We start from the raw sequence: 18,291 nt of genomic DNA, 5'->3' as shown, positions 1-18,291 counted from the left end.
GCAATCCAAGTACGTTGTGGATTGCTTTTTTATTGTTTATACCTGACGAATTGTACTATTAAATGCAATACAAACAAACTATAATTCGCCTATAACGACACCTCTGTAGATGATTTGCCACTTAAATTTATATACCGTATTTATTTTGACAAACAAAAAAGCAACTTTCTCATGTTGGGAAAGTTGCTTTTTAGGATGACCCCTACGGGATTCGAACCCGTGTTACCGCCGTGAAAGGGCGGTGTCTTAACCGCTTGACCAAGGGGCCAAAAAAATATTGGCACAGATGGCCTAGATGAAAAAAATATGGCGGCAGAGGGGATCGAACCCCCGACCTCACGGGTATGAACCGTACGCTCTAGCCAGCTGAGCTACGCCGCCGTTTTAAACAACATAATAAATAATACAAGATAAGGTATGTAAGTGTCAAGCTGTTTTATGAAAATATTTTCTTAAAAAAAGCAATTTCTCGTCGAAAAGTTTTTTTTCGTGGAAACACAAAAAGACAAACTTTATGGAATATTCAGTCTATAATGGTGGCAATGTTCAGGAGGAGGTTGTTTTATGAAGATGTGGCATGAAGGAATAGCTCAAAATCAAGCAATTAAGAATACATGGGCAAGTGTAGCTAAGGGGAAATATCGGATATGGCTATCTGTTTTGTTTTTATTTTGTTCCTTTTACTTATCTCAGGCCGTGTTATTTGAAGCAACAGTACCATTCTTCCTACCGATTGCAGCAATTGCATTTACTAGATATCCAAGGTGGATGAGTTGGACATTAGTAGGGGGATTGTGTGGAAGTCTTACATTAGGTTTCGGTCAAACAACAATTCATATATTAGAATTGTTGTTTTTATTACTCCTTTTAAAAACCCCTTTTAAACGATTGCCACTTCCTGTAATAGTCGGGTTTAGTATTTTGATGGTTCAAATAGTTTGGCAATATATTTCATATAGTGGGCATCCTCCAATTCTTGTTTGGCTATACGTCGGGTATGAAGGTACACTTGCTATCTTCATGACGCTCTTTTTGGGTCTCATTTTCTTACCGATGCATCAGTTAATGACGGCCAAATGGTCTTTTGAGCGACTCGGTGCAGCATTGATCGTAGGCGCTGTGGTATTAACGGCTATGGATGGTGTTGTACTTAGCTTCTTATCAGTATCGCGTATTGCCATGCATTTACTCATACTTGTATCTGCATTAGTTGGCGGTGTCACATTAGCAACAGCTGTTGCAGTGCTAACAGGTATGATACTTAGTTTATCTCAATTATCTTTTAGTGGAATGATGGCGGTTTACGCGGTAACAGGATTATTTGCTGGAGTTTGTAAAAATGTCGGTAAGTTTTGGATTGCTACAGGAGGCATAATGGCGAGCGTCTTTTTTGCATTGTATGATGCGACACTGCCACTTGATTACACATTCTTTATGTCTATTGCATTTGCTACCCTATTATTTTTTATCTTCCCACAGAAATGGGTACTGTATTGGCAAAATCAACTATATCCAAACAGAGACGAAGTGCTTTTAGAAAGGCAGAAGTGGTTAACGGAAAGACTCAATACAAAGCTTGTAGATTTCCATCACTTCGTAGATTTTATGAAAGAGCTTGTACATGATCGTTTTGGGAGTGTGAATAGACATGTAGCGGAAGAGAGGCAAGAGCAGCCTCCCGGAGTTTGCCAATCCTGTTTTAAGTATGATAAATGTTGGAGCAATAGCAAAAGTGAGATGCCAGATCTAACGCAGAGATGGCTGGATGCAAGTGCAACTGCGAATGCAGCGACGAGACTACAGCTTGATGAGAAAATTCGTTATAAATGTGTGAAGTCCGGGCCGTTTTTGTCAGCGCTTGAGGAGAAGGTTTCGAAAAAGCAACTTAGTGGTCAGTTTTACCACGGTCGTAAGATGATTGCCTTGCAATTGAGGGATATGTGTCAACATATCGATATGGTGATGAATGATATGACGGGAGAAGCAGTCTCTTTTCAACATAAAGAGGACGAACTATCAGAAGAGCTAAAGCTTGCTGGTATCGAACATTTTCAAGTAGATATTTTATCAAATGAGGCAGGGAATCGAAAGATTGTTTGCTGTTTACCAGAGAAAAAGGCCATGTGGGAAACAGATCAAACATTAGCAGAACGCTTAGTACTACCTATTCTACAAAGTGTGTTTAATGAGCCGTTTGAAATCGCACGAACTGCTATGAAGGACAGTCCGTATCCACATTTACAGATGACTTTCCAATCTTCAGTTCGTTTCCATATGTCTTATGATGTATATACGTCTTCGAAGCAGAATACGATTTACTCTGGTGATTCACACGCCGTTTTTCCACTTCATCAGGGGCTTACGGCCGTTATGTTATCAGATGGAATGGGACATAGTAAAAAAGCGCATCAGGAGAGCAGACGTCTCATTCGATTAATGCGTGAATGTATGCACCATCAAATGGCACCCGAAACAGCGATGCATACATTGCATTATGTCATGTCTTTGAAAAATGATAGTGATATGTACGCGACAATGGATTTTGCACTTGTTGATTTACAAGTTGGAACCTTATGGTCTTGGAAAGCAGGGAGTATGGCAACTTATTTAGTGCGAGGGGAAAAGTGTATTCGACTAGAGAGTAAGAGTGAGCCAGTAGGATTTTTGACATCCTTTTCAGTAGAAGCAGATCAAGTATCGCTAAAAGCAGGAGATATTATTTTCATGTGTACAGATGGTCTATTCTTTGAAAATAAGCCTTGGGAAGAGCAGGAAAGTAAACTAATTCGTCATTTACGCGAGCTAGAGAATTGTCCAGCTGAGGATATGTGTGCATCTGTTATACGTGCATTTCGAGGTCCGGATGTACCAAATGATGATTGTACACTCGTAGCAATTCGCATTGAACATAAAATATCGAATTGGTCTTTATTTAAACCATCTTCGGCGGCTATTTCTGAGCAAAGAATGGTAAGATAGTGAATGAGGTGAGAAGATGGAACAACTCGAACAAAAAGCTTATCAATACATGAAGCAGTATCATTTATGTAATGAAGGTGACCGTCTTCTCGTAGCTTGTTCGGGGGGTGCTGATTCAATGGCGCTTCTGCATTTTTTGTATAAAGAGAAGGACCGACTGGGTGTCTCCGTTGCAGCGATTCATGTGAATCATATGTTGCGTGGGGAAGATGCTGAAGGGGATCGTCGATTTGTTGAAGCTTTTTGCAAAGAGCATGACATTCCTGTTTATGCTATTGATATACCTATTCCTGAAATTTTACAACGTGAGAAAGGGAATCTACAGGCTATATGCCGTAGAGAGCGTTATAGTTATTTCGAGAAAATCATGTTAGAAAGTTCAAGTACGCATCTTGTTGTTGCGCATCATGCAGATGATCAAGTAGAAAGTGTCATTATGGCGCTTACAAGAGGCTCAAGTGCTTCTGGTCTTACTGGTATAAAAAGAGATCGCCCATTTGCAAATGGGCATCTAATACGTCCATTTTTATCTGTAACAAAGAATGAAATTCATACTTATTTACAACGAAACGAACAGGTTTATCGAGAAGATTCTAGTAACAAAAAGGATTCTTATACACGTAATCGAATTCGCCATCATGTTGTGCCGTTATTAGAGGGTGAAAATCCACGTGTTGCTGATGCAGTTCGTCAGTATACTGAAAGGGCACAAGCTGATGAAGATTTATTGCGAAGTTTAGCGCAAGATGCTTTTCATGAAGTTGTGGCTAAAATAAATGAAGATTCATGGGGAATTTGCATAAAAGCATTCCAAAATAAGCCACTCGCTTTACAAAGAAGAATCATTCTACTACTATTAAAATATCTATATAAAGATACAACCATTGTACAAAGTTATACTCTTTGGAACTCTATTCTCGAACAGACTTCATCAATGGCTGGAAATGCAATTTTGCATTTACCAAAAGGTGTTGTAGCAATTCGTCAATATGATGAGCTAATTATCAAGAAAAAACAAATTTCAAGTGTAGAAAAGTCGCCTTTAATGGTTACGCTTAATACATGGACGAATTTGACGAACAATTTGCGTGTATACATAGGAAAGCTATCTGATGAAAGGCCATCTGATACTACCCCGTCCGCAAAGACGTATTTTTTTCAAATTGAGTTGCTGTCATTGCCGTTATATGTCCGAACTAGAATGAATGGAGACCGCATCAATTTACTCGGCTTGAATCAACATAAGCGCATATCTCGTATTTTTATTGACGAGAAGGTACCAATGGCGCTTAGAGATGAATGGCCGGTTATTGTTACGCAAGAAAATGAGGTTATTGCACTTCCTGGTCTTCGTATAGGTAATTGTTTTTCTTATAGCGAACGTTCTACTGATGATGCATTCTTCATCGTAGATCAACAAACTTTGTAGTGTCTATATACAATCAAGGAGGAACTAAGATGCTTCAAAAAGACATCGAAAAAGTATTAATTTCAGAGGAAGATTTACAAGTTAAAATTCGTGAGATTGGGGAATCCTTAACGGAGGAATATCAAGAGAAGTTTCCTTTAATGATTGGTGTACTAAAAGGTGCGATGCCGTTTATGGCTGATTTAATGAAACGAATTGACACTTACGTTGAAGTAGATTTTATGGATGTAACTAGTTACGGTAATGCAACTGTATCTTCTGGTGAAGTGAAAATTGTCAAAGACTTAAACACAAGTGTTGAAGGTCGCGATATTTTAATAGTAGAAGATATTATTGATAGTGGTTTGACGCTAAGCTACTTAGTAGACCTTTTCAAATATCGCAAAGCAAAATCAATTAAAATCGTTACATTATTAGATAAACCAACTGGTCGCAAAGTAGACTTAAAAGCTGACTTTGTAGGTTTTGAAGTACCAGATGCATTTGTTGTGGGATATGGATTAGACTACGCAGAAAAATACCGTAACTTACCATACATTGGGGTGTTAAAGAAAGAAGTTTATTCATTTTAATAACAATGTTAAAATTTTGACAATTTTACATTGAAACTTCTTTTTACAAATGCTTTTCGTTGTACGCCTTAATGTTCATATGTTAAGATTTACTATAGTTTTTCTGTTTACCTTGTGAGGAGGCTGGGGATGAATCGAATATTTCGATACACCATATTATATTTATTAATTTTCCTCGTGATCATCGGGATTTTTGGTACGTTTAATAACTCGAACCAACCGACGAAAGAAATACAGTATCACGAGTTTATAACAGCACTAGATAAAGGCAAAGTAACCCGTGCGGAGTTACAGCCTGACAAATTGGTTTATGTCGTTAAAGGTGAATTAGAGGGTTACAAAAAAGGTGAATCTTTCGTAACGACTATACCTCGTGATAACCAAGCAGTAATGGATAAAATTGATGCTGCGGCAAAAAACAACTCGAAAATCAACTTTTTACCTGCTCCTGAAACGAGCGGATGGATTCAGTTCTTTACTGGAATTATTCCATTCATCATCATCTTTATCCTGTTCTTCTTCTTATTGAACCAGGCACAAGGTGGCGGTAATCGTGTAATGAGCTTCGGGAAAAGTAAAGCTAAGCTGTATGACGATCAGAAGAAAAAAGTTCGTTTTACAGATGTAGCTGGCGCCGACGAAGAAAAACAAGAACTTGTAGAAGTAGTAGATTTCCTAAAAGATCCTACTAAGTTCAATGATATTGGAGCGCGTATTCCGAAGGGGATTCTACTTGTAGGACCTCCTGGTACTGGTAAAACTTTACTAGCACGTGCGGTAGCCGGTGAAGCTGGTGTACCATTCTTCTCTATTAGTGGTTCTGACTTCGTTGAAATGTTTGTTGGTGTGGGGGCTTCACGTGTTCGTGATTTATTCGAAAACGCGAAGAAAAACGCACCATGTATCATATTCATCGATGAAATTGATGCAGTTGGTCGTCAACGTGGCGCAGGCTTAGGTGGCGGTCATGATGAACGTGAACAAACATTAAACCAATTACTTGTTGAAATGGATGGTTTCGGTGAAAACGAAGGTATTATTATCGTTGCTGCAACGAACCGCCCAGACATTCTAGATCCTGCATTATTACGTCCAGGTCGTTTTGACCGTCAAATTACAGTTGGACGCCCAGATGTAAAAGGTCGTGAAGCGGTTCTTAAAGTACACGCTCGTAAAAAACCTTTAGACGAATCAGTGGACCTAAAAGCAATTGCTCAACGTACACCAGGATTCTCTGGTGCAGATTTAGAAAACTTATTAAACGAAGCCGCGCTTGTCGCTGCTCGTACGAATAAGAAGAAAATAGACATGGGAGATATCGATGAAGCAACAGACCGTGTAATTGCTGGTGTTGCTAAAACGAGTCGTGTCATTTCACAAAAAGAACGTAATATTGTTGCATACCATGAAGCAGGACACGTTGTGATTGGATTAATATTGGATGAGGCTGAAAAAGTTCATAAAGTAACAATTGTACCTCGTGGTCAAGCTGGCGGTTACGCTGTAATGCTTCCAAAAGAAGATCGTTACTTCATGACTAAACCGGAGCTTCTTGATAAAGTAGCAGGTTTACTTGGTGGACGTGTAGCTGAGGATATCGTCTTTGGTGAAGTTTCAACAGGCGCTCATAATGACTTCCAACGCGTAACAAGTATTATTCGCTCAATGGTTACCGAATACGGTATGAGTGATAAACTTGGTCAATTGCAATTTGGTTCAAGCCAAGGGGGCAACGTCTTCTTAGGTCGAGATATCAATTCTGAACAAAACTATTCAGATAAAATTGCTTACGAAATTGATCAAGAGATGCAAAGTATGGTAAAAGAGCAATATGACCGTACAAAACGTATTCTTACTGAAAATCGTGATCTTCTAAATTTAATTGCTACAACTTTACTTGAAGTTGAAACATTAGATGCAGAACAGATTCAACATCTAAAAGATCATGGGAAATTGCCAGACAGACCTTATAACCAAAGTAATGGTAAAAAAGCTGATCTAGTACTTGAAAGTAATGAATCTAAAAATGTAACTTTAGTTAAAGAAGAAAAGCTTGATGTATTTGGAACTGCTGATCCAACATCAAGTGACCTACCTACTGAAAAGCAGGATGGAACATCAAATGATGGTATTCAAGAAGAACGAAAATAATAGCTATTAAATTAGAAGCTGATTGACCTTTGTGTACGCATAAGGCAATCAGCTTCTTTTATTAGGCCAAAATATGTTATGATTCTTTCAGAAAACTGTATGTAAGTGAGGCTTGGGTTGATGATTTTAGTAATGGATACTGGGAATACGAATATTTCCCTTGGTATATTTAACGATGACAAACTTATGCATCATTGGCGTATGGAAACTGACCCGCATAAGACAGAAGATGAATATGCAATGCAGGTTAAATCATTGTTCACACATGTGGATTTATCTTTTGCTGATATAGATGGTATTATTATTTCTTCAGTAGTGCCTCCGATAATGTTTTCACTAGAGGCAATGTGTCGTAAGTATTTTTCTCTAGAGCCATTGATTGTTGGACCTGGTGTGAAAACAGGTCTGAATATCAAATATGAAAATCCGAGGGAAGTTGGTGCTGATCGTATTGTGAATGCTGTAGCTGCACTTCATGAGTATGAATCGCCACTGATTATTGTAGATTTCGGTACGGCAACAACCTATTGTTATTTGAATGATAAAGGTGACTATATGGGTGGGGCAATTGCGCCTGGTATTAATATTTCAACAGAAGCATTATTTGCACGTGCTTCTAAATTGCCGCGTGTTGAAATTATGCGACCTGGTAATGTTATTGGAAAGAATACGGTATCTGCTATGCAATCCGGTATCGTGTACGGTTATGTTGGACAAGTAGAAGGTATCGTTAGTCGAATGAAGGTGCAGAATAAGAAGGAACCACTTGTAATTGCAACGGGTGGACTTGCTTCATTGATTGCGAAAGAATCAACAATTATCGATATTGTTGATCCATTTTTAACTTTAAAGGGACTGCGTATAATATATAAGAGAAATCAATAAGAAAAGAGGAATATAAGAGTGGGAGATTATTTAGTAAGAGCGTTAGGGTTTAATAATAGTGTGCGTGCATTTGCTGTGAGTACAACTGAAACGGTTGGGGAAGCACAACGTCGTCATGATACTTGGCCAACAACTTCTGCGGCACTTGGTCGTACAATGACTGCATCAGTGATGATGGGTGCTATGTTAAAAGGTGAAGATAAAATCACTGTTAAAGTTGAAGGTAATGGACCAATTGGTTCGATGATCGTAGACGCGAATGCACAAGGTGAAGTTCGTGGTTATGTTACAAATCCGCATGTAGAATTTGATTTGAATCCTCAAGGAAAACTAGATGTGCGCCGAGCTGTTGGTACTGAAGGTGCATTAACAGTTGTGAAAGACTTAGGTTTACGTGACTTCTTCTCTGGACAAGTGCCGATTGTTTCTGGGGAAATTGCAGAAGATTTCACATATTATTTTGCTACATCTGAACAGGTACCTTCATCAGTAGGTCTTGGTGTTTTGGTAAATACAGATGATTCTATTCTGGCGGCTGGCGGATTTATCATACAACTTCTACCTGGTGTAGATGATGAAACCATTACGCAAATTGAAAACCAATTATCGAAAATCGAACCGGTTTCTAAAATGATTCAAAAAGGTTTCACACCTGAAGAAATCTTAAAAGCCGTATTAGGTGAAGATAATGTTCAAATGCTAGATACATTGCCTGTGAAATTTGAATGTAGTTGTTCAAAAGAACGTTTTGGCGCAGCTATCATTAGCTTAGGTGAAAAAGAAATACGTGATATGATCGAAGAAGATGGAAAAGCAGAAGCTCATTGTCACTTCTGTCAAGAAAAGTACCAATACTCAAAAGAAGAATTAGAAGGATTCATAACAGAAATAAATTCTTAAAATGTTAGTAAATCTATTCTGAAGAATGTAATTTAAATTAGTCTGTATCTTAATTAAATGCCGAAACATTTATATTGTGAAGACATATTGATGCATGATAAAGACTTATAAAATAATGATATCTAGACTACTCTGCACATACTAATTGTAGAGTAGTCTTTTTTATTTTACATGAGTGGAATGAATATACACGTCTATAAGGAATGATCTTAGGGTTCATTGGTGGGATTTGTTACTTAGGAATATAGTTTGCATTTTTAGTAGAGTAAATAGTTTTTCATTTGACAAACGTAACCAATAGGTTGTAAAATTAAGATAATTTAAAACCTATAAAATTACTAGGAATTAGGAGTGAGTAAAAGATGAGTAGATTAGTTAATTCAGTAACAGATTTAATTGGTAAAACGCCAATCGTGAAATTGAATAATGTTACAGGACCGAATGATGGGAATGTTTACGTAAAACTAGAATACTTTAATCCGGGCAGTAGTGTTAAGGACCGTATTGCTTTAGCGATGATTGAAGCTGCTGAAAAAGCTGGTAAGTTAAAAGAGGGAAGCACATTAATTGAGCCGACAAGTGGTAATACTGGTATTGGTCTTGCAATGGTAGCAGCTGCTAAGGGATATAAAGCAGTGTTAGTAATGCCTGATACAATGAGTATGGAACGTCGCAATTTACTACGTGCTTACGGAGCGGATCTTGTTTTAACACCTGGCGCTGAAGGGATGAAAGGTGCAATTGCAAAGGCAAATGAGCTTTCTGAACAAAATGGCTGGTTTGTTCCTCAACAATTTGAAAACCCTTCAAACGCTGAAGTTCACCGTGTAACAACTGGTCCAGAAATAGTTGAAGCATTTGATGGCTTAAATCTCGATGCATTTATTGCTGGTGTTGGTACTGGTGGTACAATTACAGGTGTAGGAGAAGTATTAAAAGAAAAATATCCTGAAATTGAAATTATTGCAGTAGAACCAAAAGATTCTCAAGTTCTAGCTGGGGCACAACCGGGACCTCATAAAATTCAAGGGATCGGAGCAGGTTTTATTCCAAAAGTGTTGAATACGGAAATCTATACTTCGATCTTCCCAGTGGAAAATGACGCTGCATTTGATACAGCTCGTAAAATTGCTAAAGAAGAAGGTGTATTAGGTGGTATTTCATCTGGAGCAGCTATTTTCGCAGCAATCGAAACAGCAAAACGTCTTGGTAAAGGTAAAAACGTTTTAGCGATTCTTCCATCGAATGGAGAAAGATACTTAAGTACGCCTCTTTACCACTTTGACGACTAATTCCACTATATTAAATTCTAAGCGGGGCATATATGTGCTCCGTTTTTTATTTTTGTCTATATTTTCTCTAGAACTTTGCTCTCTGACTTTCATTTTCATATACTGTTAGATGTCGGTGCAATTTTTAAAACAAAATTTGTAAAATATAAATTTAATTAATTGGAGGAAGAGTTCTTGAGCTTATCGTTAATTAACTATCCATCTTTTTCGATGGATAAACAGTCATTCTTTTATGCGTTTAAGGAACTTGTAAAAAGTGAACAGTATCATTTGTTATTAGAGAGTGGCCGCGGTGGTCAGCAGTCAGTGGCAGGGTGGAACCCGATGGCTGTAGTACGTTCGACAGATGACGGCATACTTATTTCTTGGCGTGATGGACGAGAAGAAATACGGGTAGGAGAATCATTACATTTGTTGGAAGATTTAATGGCAGAATATAGATTGCCTGCTAATGTCGATTTTCCGGATTTCCAGGGTGGGGCAGCAGGATTTATCTCATATGATTATGCACGAAAAATAGAGAACCTACCGGATCTAGCGGAGGATGATCTGCAAATACCGGATTTATATTTTTATCTATTTGATGAATGGGCTGTATTTGATGTAGTGGAAGAACAAGTTCATTTGATGAAGCTTTCATCTAGCAATGTAGACCTTGAACAACGAGCGCGCGATTGGCAACTTGCTATAGAGAGAGGTCTAAAATCGCAAATGTTTGCGGAGGGAGCGGCTACTGATGTTGTGCATGATGTAACAAAGCTACAAGTATCACTATCGTCAGAGGTTTTTGAAGAGGCTGTCCGTAAAGTGCAAAATTATATTGCGCAAGGTGATGTGTTCCAAGTGAATCTATCCGTTAGACAAGCAAAAGAGCTTGGTGCAGAACCTATGCAAATGTATGAGGCGCTACGTTCGTTTAATCCTTCTCCGTATATGGCATTTATCAATTCTCCTGAATTTGCTGTCGTTTCAGGTTCTCCTGAATTACTTGTGAAGAAAAAAGGGCAGGAGCTTTCAACTCGCCCAATAGCAGGAACCCGCCCGAGAGGGAAGGATATTGTTGAAGATGAACGATTGGCACAAGAATTAATTGATAATGAAAAGGAACGTGCGGAACATGTTATGCTCGTTGATCTAGAGCGTAATGATTTAGGTCGTGTCTCAAAATATGGAACTGTAGAAGTAAATGAGTTTATGGTGATTGAGAGATATTCGCATGTTATGCACATTGTTTCGAATGTGCGGGGCATTGTAGATGAAAATTGTTCGAATGCAGATGTTGTAAGAGCGCTATTCCCTGGTGGCACAATAACAGGTGCACCCAAAATTCGTACTATGGAAATTATTGAGGAACTTGAAACGGTTCGTCGGGGATTATATACAGGGTCAATCGGCTGGTTAGGATACAATGGTGATTTAGAACTTAATATCGTCATTCGTACGGCTTTTATTAAGGAAGAGATGGCATATATACAAGCAGGTGCGGGTATTGTGATAGATTCTATTCCTGCAAATGAATATATTGAATCGCTAAATAAGGCAAAGGCTTTATGGCAAGCGAAGGCAATGGCGGAGGAGTGTAACATATGATTTTAATGATTGATAACTATGATTCATTTACCTATAATCTTGTGCAATATTTTGGTGAAATTGGACAAGAGCTTATCGTGAAAAGGAATGATGAGTTAACAGTGCAGGAGATTGAGAAGCTTGCGCCTGCTATGATTGTTATCTCTCCAGGACCTTGTAGTCCAAATGAAGCCGGTAGAAGTTTAGAAATCATTGCTCATTTTGCAGGGAGCATTCCGATTTTTGGTGTCTGTCTAGGGCATCAAGCGATTGCGCAAGTATTTGGTGGGAAAGTTATTCGTGCAGAACGTTTAATGCATGGTAAAACGTCACCTGTACAGCATGATAGTAAAGGTGTAAATAGTGGGCTACCAAATCCGTTCCAAGCAACGCGTTATCACTCATTAATTGTTGAACGTGGAACTTTACCTGAATGTCTAGAAATTACTTCGTCGACAGCAGAAGGTGAGATAATGGGGATTCGTCATAAGGATTATCCGATTGAAGGTGTTCAGTACCATCCGGAGTCGATTATGACAGAGGAAGGTAAGAAGATATTGCAGAACTTTATCGAGTGCTATTGTGAGGTTACTGAAGGAAGTGGTAACTAATGTGGTGTTGGATGAACGGGGAGTATGTACAGAGTGAAGATTTAAGGATTTCGCCATTTGATCACGGATTTTTGTATGGGTTAGGCTTCTTTGAAACATTTCGCACGTATGACGGGGACGTATTTCTGTGGGAAGAGCATTGTAAAAGGCTGCAACGAGCATTAGATGACTATCGTATCGTTTTACCATATAGCTTTGATGAATTGTTAGCGATTATTCGTGAGTTGGATAAACGTTGTGATGGAGAAGATGGTTATTTCCGTTTGAATGTATCGGCAGGTGTGCATGATATTGGGTTAAAACCAACAAGTTATACTGAACCGACTGTTATTGTATTTCGTAAACCTTTACCTAAGATGGTGAGAGGGCAAGAGAAATCAGCAATATGGTTGAATACAGAGCGTAATTCACCGGAACAATCAATCCGCCATAAATCCCATCACTATGCGAATAATGTATTAGCTAGATTTGAAGTACCATCTTTAGCTGATTTTGAAGGGTTTTTCATGAATGAAGAGGGCTTTGTAGCAGAAGGTATAACGTCAAATGTTTTTTGGGTGACGGATGGCAAGATATATACGCCTTCTATTGAAACGGGTATTTTGCCAGGTGTTACGCGTGGACAAGTGATGCGGCAAATGACTGTTATAGAAGGGTTCTATACTAGAGAGCAGTTAGAACAAGCGGATGAGTGCTTTATAACAACTTCTATTCAAGAGCTTATCCCAATCAACTCTTTGCAAGGGAAAAATTTCCTGGGAAATAACGGGCCGGTTTACAAAGCTCTTCATGAGCAGTATGTTAAAAGCATAAATGATGAGAAAGGGAGATTTTGATGAACCTAGACAATTATACAACACCACTAACTATTGATGGGCATATACTCGACTTCCATAAAGAGACGTTTGTGATGGGGATATTAAATGTAACGCCAGACTCTTTTTCAGATGGTGGAAAATACAACGATTTAGAAGCGGCGGTCGCTCAAGCAAAGCAAATGGTAGCAGATGGTGCAAAGATTATTGATATTGGAGGCGAATCAACTCGCCCGGGACATACTCAAATCTCAGTCGAAGAAGAATTAGCTCGTGTTTTACCTATTATTAAAGAGCTTCGTAAAGAGGTAAATGTATTGATCTCAATCGATACATATAAAGCAGAAGTGGCAAGACAAGCTGTTTTAGCTGGAGCACATATAATTAATGATATTTGGGGAGCTAAGTACGACCCTGAAATTGCTAATGTGGCTGCAGAGTTAAATGTGCCAATTATTTTAATGCATAACCGAGAAAATGAAGAATATGGAGAAAACCCCTGGGAGGTAGCCAAAGCTGATTTAGAAAAGAGCGTTCAAATCGCCAAATCTGCTAGGGTACCTGATGCACATATTTGGTTAGACCCAGGGATTGGATTTGCGAAATCACACCACGAAAATATATTAATGATGCAAGCTTTACCTCAATTGGTGGAAATGGGTTATCCTGTATTACTTGCAACGTCTCGCAAAAGAATGATTGGTAATATCTTAGATCTCCCAGTTACAGAACGGGTGGAAGGTACAGGTGCTACAGTCTGTTTCGGAATCGATAAAGGTTGCCATATGGTACGTGTACATGATGTTAAGGAAATCACCCGTATGACACGAATGATGGATGTCTTATTAGATAAACAACCAAATGTAGAATGATAAGATTTGTTTTAAAATAATATTTCTAATGATGAAGTGGAGTGTTAACTATGGATTATATCCATGTAAAAGATATGGAGTTTTATGGCTATCACGGTGTATTGGCTGCCGAAACCGCTATTGGTCAGCGTTTTAGGGTATCGATATCACTAGCGGTAGATTTACATCAAGCTGGGGAGACAGACGAGCTTGAATATACAGTGAATTACGCGGAAGTTTATATGATTTGCAAAGAAATTGTTGAAGGCGAACCGTATAAATTAATCGAAGCTGTTGCAGAGCGAATTGCGACGCGTATTCTGGCTACATATGAAGGGCAAGTAAAAGGGTTGCGTGTAGAGATGATTAAACCTGACCCGCCGATTCCAGGTCATTACCGCGAAGTGTCTGTTGAATTGACAAGAGGTGAGTTTTAATGAATGAGGCCTTTATTTCTCTAGGATCCAATATAGGAGAGCGGTTGCAAACTTTGCGACATGCAGTCAAGCTACTAACTGAACATCCAGAGGTGGAAGTTGTTGCGGTGTCTTCTGTATATGAGACTGATCCTGTTGGCTTTACAGACCAAGACGCATTCCTTAATATAGTTGTGCAAATTCGTACTTCGTTGAATCCGGAAAAAACACTTGAATTGTGCCAAACGATTGAGAATGAGTTAAAGCGTATTCGCGTAATTCGTTGGGGTCCAAGAACGATAGACCTTGACATTTTGCTTTATAATCACGACAATATTGAAACAGAGACACTTATTGTTCCGCATCCTAGAATGCATGAACGTGCTTTTGTTCTCGTACCATTATTGGAAATCGCTCCAGATCTCATTTATCCTAAAACAAACGAAGCGTTGCAATCGATACTATCTAGTGTTGGGAAAGAAGGCGTACGGCAATGGAAAACGATCGCTGGGGTAGAAGAATTCGTGCATTTCGAAAACTAAAAAGAATTCAGCAGGTCGAATTTGCGAAAAAAGTTGGTATGTCTACTTCTATTTTAGGTAAAATTGAACGTGGGGACCGTTTGCCAACGGAAGAACAGTTACAAATCATAGCGACAGCGCTTGATATAAATATGGACGAATTAAAAGGTGGAGGAAAGCGCCAACTATACGGATAAAGGGATTGTTTATCGTAATGATAAAACAATGAGTATGCTTCACATCGATGAACGTGAAAACCCACTTTCGTTACAAATATTTGGTGGCGATAAAGAGACGCTTGTAGAAGCAGCTAAATATGTAGATCAAAACACAACTGCGGATATTATCGACATCAACATGGGTTGCCCAGTAAATAAAATTATCAAATGTGAAGCAGGGGCTAAATTGCTTCTAGATCCAAATAAAGTATATGAAATGGTAGCGGCCGTAGTAGAAAATGTAAAAAAACCAGTCAGCGTGAAAATGCGTATTGGATGGGATGATGAGCATGTCTTTGCGGTTGATAATGCTAAAGCGGTAGAACGTGCTGGAGCATCTGCAGTTGCTGTCCATGGTCGTACACGTGTTCAAATGTATGAAGGTCATGCAAACTGGGATATTATCCGTCAAGTGAAAGAGAACGTCAACATTCCTGTTATCGGAAACGGAGATGTAGAAACGCCTCAAGATGCGAAACGTATGCTTGAACAAACTGGGGTAGATGGCGTTATGATTGGACGTGCTGCACTAGGTAACCCTTGGATGATATACCGTACAGTGGAATATTTGAAATCAGGTAAATTAATTGATGAACCAATTGTTCGTGAGAAAATTAATGTTTGCCTGCTTCATTTTGAGCGCCTAATGGCATTAAAGGGAGAAGTTGTAGCTGTTCGTGAAATGCGTAAACATGCTTCGTGGTACTTAAAGGGCATTCGCGGTAATGGTAAGGCACGTAATGCCATTAACCAAACTGAGACAGCGTTAGAATTAAGAACATTACTAAATGCTTTAGTAGCAGAATTCGAAGAACGAGAAGCAGCAGAAAAAGCTATCCATATTATTTAATGAAACCCCGAGTCGTCGCCTTTGAAGTGACGACTTTTTTCTTTAGGAGCTAATGGATTATGAAGTATTTACTAGTAAATGATGATAAAGACGTGAATCGTCCAGCGAAATTGTGTACAATAAGTACATTATGGACTGCATAGCGGAACAAAAAATGAGGAGTGAATATCGTGTCTGAAGAATTAAATGACCAAATTTTGGTGAGACGCCAAAAGATGGCTTCTATTAGAGAAAACGGCTTAGATCCATTCGGTGCCCGTTTTGAACGTTCGCATTTATCAAACGAAATTAAAGAACAGTATGTGGATTTTACTAAAGAACAATTAGAAGAAGATTTACATGAAGTTGTAATCGCAGGTCGTATTATGACAAAACGTGGTAAAGGTAAAGCTGGTTTTGCACATATTCAAGATTTGGGTGGACAAGTACAAATTTATGTTCGTAAAGATGCTATTGGTGAAGAAGCATACGAATTGTTTAAACAAGCGGACCTAGGAGATATCGTAGGTATTCGAGGTAATGTTTTCCGTACTCAAGTGGGGGAACTTTCTGTTAAAGCATTAGAATTTACTTTCCTAACTAAATCACTACGCCCAATGCCAGAGAAATTCCATGGCTTAAAAGATGTAGAGCAACGTTATCGTCAACGTTACTTAGATTTAATGACGAGTGAAGAAAGTAAACAAACTTTCATTACTCGATCTAAAATTATTCAAGCTATCCGTCGTTACTTAGATGGCAATGGTTACCTTGAAGTAGAAACACCTATGCTACACACAATTGCAGGTGGAGCAGCAGCTCGTCCTTTCATTACGCATCACAATTCATTAGATATGGAATTATATATGCGTATTGCTATTGAACTTCATCTAAAACGATTAATCGTTGGTGGACTTGAAAAAGTATATGAAATCGGTCGTGTATTCCGTAATGAAGGTATGTCAACGCGCCATAACCCGGAATTTACTATGATTGAATTATATGAAGCGTATGCTGACTACCGTGACATCATGGCGCTTACAGAAAATTTAATTTCTCACGTAGCGCAAGAAGTATTAGGTACAACTGATGTACAATATGGCGATGATGTTATTAGTTTAGCGCCAGGTTGGACTCGTTTGCATATGGTAGATGCGGTTAAAGAAGCAACTGGTGTAGATTTCTGGACTCCAATGTCGAAAGAAGAAGCGCGAGCACATGCAAAAGAACACGGTGTTGAAATTAAAGACTCTATGGAAGTAGGTCATATTATTAATGAATTCTTCGAACAGAAAATAGAAGAAACATTAGTTCAACCTACATTTATCTATGGTCACCCAGTGGAGATTTCTCCATTAGCTAAGAAGAATCCTGAAGATGAGCGATTCACAGATCGTTTTGAATTATTCATTGTACGTCGTGAGCATGCAAATGCCTTTACTGAATTAAATGATCCAATCGACCAACGTGAACGCTTTGAAGCGCAGCTTGCTGAAAAAGAAGCAGGTAATGATGAAGCGCACGAAATGGACGATGACTTCATTGAAGCATTAGAGTATGGTATGCCGCCAACAGGTGGATTAGGTATCGGTATTGATCGCTTAATCATGTTGTTAACGAATTCACAAACTATACGTGATGTATTATTATTCCCTACAATGCGTCCTCGTGATTAAATACTAAGGTTTTCTTATAGAAAAGACTCTAGTTAATACTAGAGTCTTTTTTATTTACGTTCTATTAGAGAGGTTAGCTTTTTGATTGAAAATTACTAAGAAGTTCATTACAATAGAAGACAAGCTGTTTTTGTAAGCTTCTAATGTTAACTTATAAATATGATTTCACTTTTTTGAAAAAAAGTGTTGCGTTAGAATTAATATAGTGATATATTAATTGAGTTGCTAATTTAGCTAACAAAACGATTTGAAAACAACTTAAAAAAGTTGTTGACACTGAGTAGTGAATTTGATAAGATATAAAAGTTGCTGATAAACAAGCAATGATAACGAGTTCGAAACAACGGTTTGAAAATAACTTAAAAAAGTTGTTGACAACGAAAAGTTATCGCGATATAATATTAAATGTCGCTAACGAAGTGACAAACATAATGAACCTTGAAAACTGAACATGCAAGACGTTAATCAATAAATGTTTTTGGACATCAACTCTGTTGGTGGATCAAAACAAAAAATAGATATCATCTTCGGATGATACGCTAGCAAAGCTAATGAGCTTTCAAACTACTTTTATGGA

General features: G+C 38.4%; 16 protein-coding genes and 2 tRNA genes. 16 read left to right on the top strand and 2 right to left on the bottom strand.

Going from position 1 to position 18,291, the window contains the following annotated elements; translation table 11 throughout:
- Positions 1-196 precede the first annotated feature (196 nt).
- Together ACQKM9_RS18875 and ACQKM9_RS18870 are read right to left on the bottom strand one after the other, a co-directional pair.
- A tRNA-Glu gene (locus ACQKM9_RS18875) sits at positions 197-268 on the bottom strand.
- A gap of 39 nt (positions 269-307) precedes the next feature.
- Positions 308-381, bottom strand: a tRNA-Met gene (locus ACQKM9_RS18870).
- Between the two features lie 183 nt (positions 382-564).
- On the opposite strand from ACQKM9_RS18870, the gene ACQKM9_RS18865 reads away from it, so the two are divergent.
- From ACQKM9_RS18865 to lysS, 16 genes are all read left to right on the top strand, one after another.
- On the top strand, positions 565-2,979 hold the full coding sequence (locus ACQKM9_RS18865; RefSeq protein ID WP_427735928.1) for a SpoIIE family protein phosphatase: 2,415 nt from the start codon (positions 565-567) through the stop codon (positions 2,977-2,979).
- A 16-nt stretch (positions 2,980-2,995) separates the two neighbouring features.
- Positions 2,996-4,408, top strand: a complete 1,413-nt coding sequence (tilS, locus tag ACQKM9_RS18860) for a tRNA lysidine(34) synthetase TilS (protein WP_427735927.1) — start codon at positions 2,996-2,998, stop codon at positions 4,406-4,408.
- A gap of 29 nt (positions 4,409-4,437) precedes the next feature.
- Positions 4,438-4,980, top strand: coding sequence for a hypoxanthine phosphoribosyltransferase (gene hpt, locus ACQKM9_RS18855; RefSeq protein WP_038179291.1), 543 nt, complete (start codon positions 4,438-4,440; stop codon positions 4,978-4,980).
- A gap of 129 nt (positions 4,981-5,109) precedes the next feature.
- The gene (gene ftsH, locus ACQKM9_RS18850; protein ID WP_427735926.1) at positions 5,110-7,131 is read left to right on the top strand and encodes an ATP-dependent zinc metalloprotease FtsH; all 2,022 of its coding nucleotides are present in this window, start codon (positions 5,110-5,112) and stop codon (positions 7,129-7,131) included.
- A gap of 120 nt (positions 7,132-7,251) precedes the next feature.
- Entirely contained in the window at positions 7,252-8,016 is a 765-nt protein-coding gene (locus ACQKM9_RS18845) for a type III pantothenate kinase (RefSeq protein ID WP_179078297.1), read from the top strand.
- 18 nt (positions 8,017-8,034) lie between these two features.
- A complete protein-coding gene (gene hslO / locus ACQKM9_RS18840; protein ID WP_427735925.1) occupies positions 8,035-8,916 on the top strand; it encodes an Hsp33 family molecular chaperone HslO in 882 nt (293 codons plus the stop codon).
- 362 nt (positions 8,917-9,278) lie between these two features.
- Positions 9,279-10,208, top strand: a complete 930-nt coding sequence (gene cysK / locus ACQKM9_RS18835; protein WP_427735924.1) for a cysteine synthase A — start codon at positions 9,279-9,281, stop codon at positions 10,206-10,208.
- A 210-nt stretch (positions 10,209-10,418) separates the two neighbouring features.
- Complete coding sequence (locus tag ACQKM9_RS18830; RefSeq protein ID WP_427735956.1) at positions 10,419-11,798, top strand: anthranilate synthase component I family protein; 1,380 nt, start codon at positions 10,419-10,421, stop codon at positions 11,796-11,798.
- On the top strand, positions 11,795-12,388 hold the full coding sequence (gene pabA, locus ACQKM9_RS18825; RefSeq protein WP_427735923.1) for an aminodeoxychorismate/anthranilate synthase component II: 594 nt from the start codon (positions 11,795-11,797) through the stop codon (positions 12,386-12,388). The genes ACQKM9_RS18830 and pabA overlap by 4 nt, the downstream gene beginning before the upstream one ends.
- Complete coding sequence (gene pabC, locus ACQKM9_RS18820) at positions 12,388-13,224, top strand: aminodeoxychorismate lyase (RefSeq protein ID WP_427735922.1); 837 nt, start codon at positions 12,388-12,390, stop codon at positions 13,222-13,224. The genes pabA and pabC overlap by 1 nt, the downstream gene beginning before the upstream one ends.
- Positions 13,224-14,075 (top strand): dihydropteroate synthase, encoded by an 852-nt coding sequence (gene folP / locus ACQKM9_RS18815; protein WP_427735921.1) that lies wholly within the window; start codon positions 13,224-13,226, stop codon positions 14,073-14,075. Before pabC ends, folP begins: the two co-directional genes overlap by 1 nt.
- Positions 14,076-14,125: 50 nt before the next feature.
- Positions 14,126-14,491, top strand: a complete 366-nt coding sequence (gene folB, locus ACQKM9_RS18810) for a dihydroneopterin aldolase (protein WP_427735920.1) — start codon at positions 14,126-14,128, stop codon at positions 14,489-14,491.
- Positions 14,491-15,012 (top strand): 2-amino-4-hydroxy-6-hydroxymethyldihydropteridine diphosphokinase, encoded by a 522-nt coding sequence (gene folK / locus ACQKM9_RS18805; protein WP_427735919.1) that lies wholly within the window; start codon positions 14,491-14,493, stop codon positions 15,010-15,012. Before folB ends, folK begins: the two co-directional genes overlap by 1 nt.
- Entirely contained in the window at positions 14,964-15,188 is a 225-nt protein-coding gene (locus ACQKM9_RS18800; RefSeq protein WP_427735918.1) for a helix-turn-helix domain-containing protein, read from the top strand. Before folK ends, ACQKM9_RS18800 begins: the two co-directional genes overlap by 49 nt.
- Before the next feature lie 28 nt (positions 15,189-15,216).
- Positions 15,217-16,059: a tRNA dihydrouridine synthase DusB gene (dusB, locus tag ACQKM9_RS18795; RefSeq protein ID WP_427735955.1), complete on the top strand. Its 843-nt coding sequence runs from the start codon at positions 15,217-15,219 to the stop codon at positions 16,057-16,059.
- Positions 16,060-16,229: 170 nt separating this feature from the next.
- Positions 16,230-17,714, top strand: a complete 1,485-nt coding sequence (gene lysS / locus ACQKM9_RS18790) for a lysine--tRNA ligase (protein WP_427735917.1) — start codon at positions 16,230-16,232, stop codon at positions 17,712-17,714.
- Positions 17,715-18,291 lie beyond the last annotated feature (577 nt).

This window comes from Viridibacillus sp. NPDC093762 (assembly GCF_050279675.1).
GTDB lineage: Bacteria > Bacillota > Bacilli > Bacillales_A > Planococcaceae > Viridibacillus.
Note: the sequence above shows the minus strand (reverse complement) of the source record. Positions and strands in the feature narration are given on the sequence as shown.

What these genes read in the sequence shown, in the direction of transcription:
- pabA (WP_427735923.1), top strand. Translation starts at nt 11,795, where the DNA reads ATGATTTTAATGATTGATAACTATGATTCATTTACCTATAATCTTGTG.
- tilS (WP_427735927.1), top strand. Translation starts at nt 2,996, where the DNA reads ATGGAACAACTCGAACAAAAAGCTTATCAATACATGAAGCAGTATCAT.
- folB (WP_427735920.1), top strand. Translation starts at nt 14,126, where the DNA reads ATGGATTATATCCATGTAAAAGATATGGAGTTTTATGGCTATCACGGT.
- cysK (WP_427735924.1), top strand. Translation starts at nt 9,279, where the DNA reads ATGAGTAGATTAGTTAATTCAGTAACAGATTTAATTGGTAAAACGCCA.
- pabC (WP_427735922.1), top strand. Translation starts at nt 12,388, where the DNA reads ATGTGGTGTTGGATGAACGGGGAGTATGTACAGAGTGAAGATTTAAGG.
- ftsH (WP_427735926.1), top strand. Translation starts at nt 5,110, where the DNA reads ATGAATCGAATATTTCGATACACCATATTATATTTATTAATTTTCCTC.
- dusB (WP_427735955.1), top strand. Translation starts at nt 15,217, where the DNA reads ATGAGTATGCTTCACATCGATGAACGTGAAAACCCACTTTCGTTACAA.
- ACQKM9_RS18830 (WP_427735956.1), top strand. Translation starts at nt 10,419, where the DNA reads ATGGATAAACAGTCATTCTTTTATGCGTTTAAGGAACTTGTAAAAAGT.
- ACQKM9_RS18845 (WP_179078297.1), top strand. Translation starts at nt 7,252, where the DNA reads ATGATTTTAGTAATGGATACTGGGAATACGAATATTTCCCTTGGTATA.
- ACQKM9_RS18865 (WP_427735928.1), top strand. Translation starts at nt 565, where the DNA reads ATGAAGATGTGGCATGAAGGAATAGCTCAAAATCAAGCAATTAAGAAT.
- hpt (WP_038179291.1), top strand. Translation starts at nt 4,438, where the DNA reads ATGCTTCAAAAAGACATCGAAAAAGTATTAATTTCAGAGGAAGATTTA.
- folP (WP_427735921.1), top strand. Translation starts at nt 13,224, where the DNA reads ATGAACCTAGACAATTATACAACACCACTAACTATTGATGGGCATATA.
- folK (WP_427735919.1), top strand. Translation starts at nt 14,491, where the DNA reads ATGAATGAGGCCTTTATTTCTCTAGGATCCAATATAGGAGAGCGGTTG.
- ACQKM9_RS18800 (WP_427735918.1), top strand. Translation starts at nt 14,964, where the DNA reads ATGGAAAACGATCGCTGGGGTAGAAGAATTCGTGCATTTCGAAAACTA.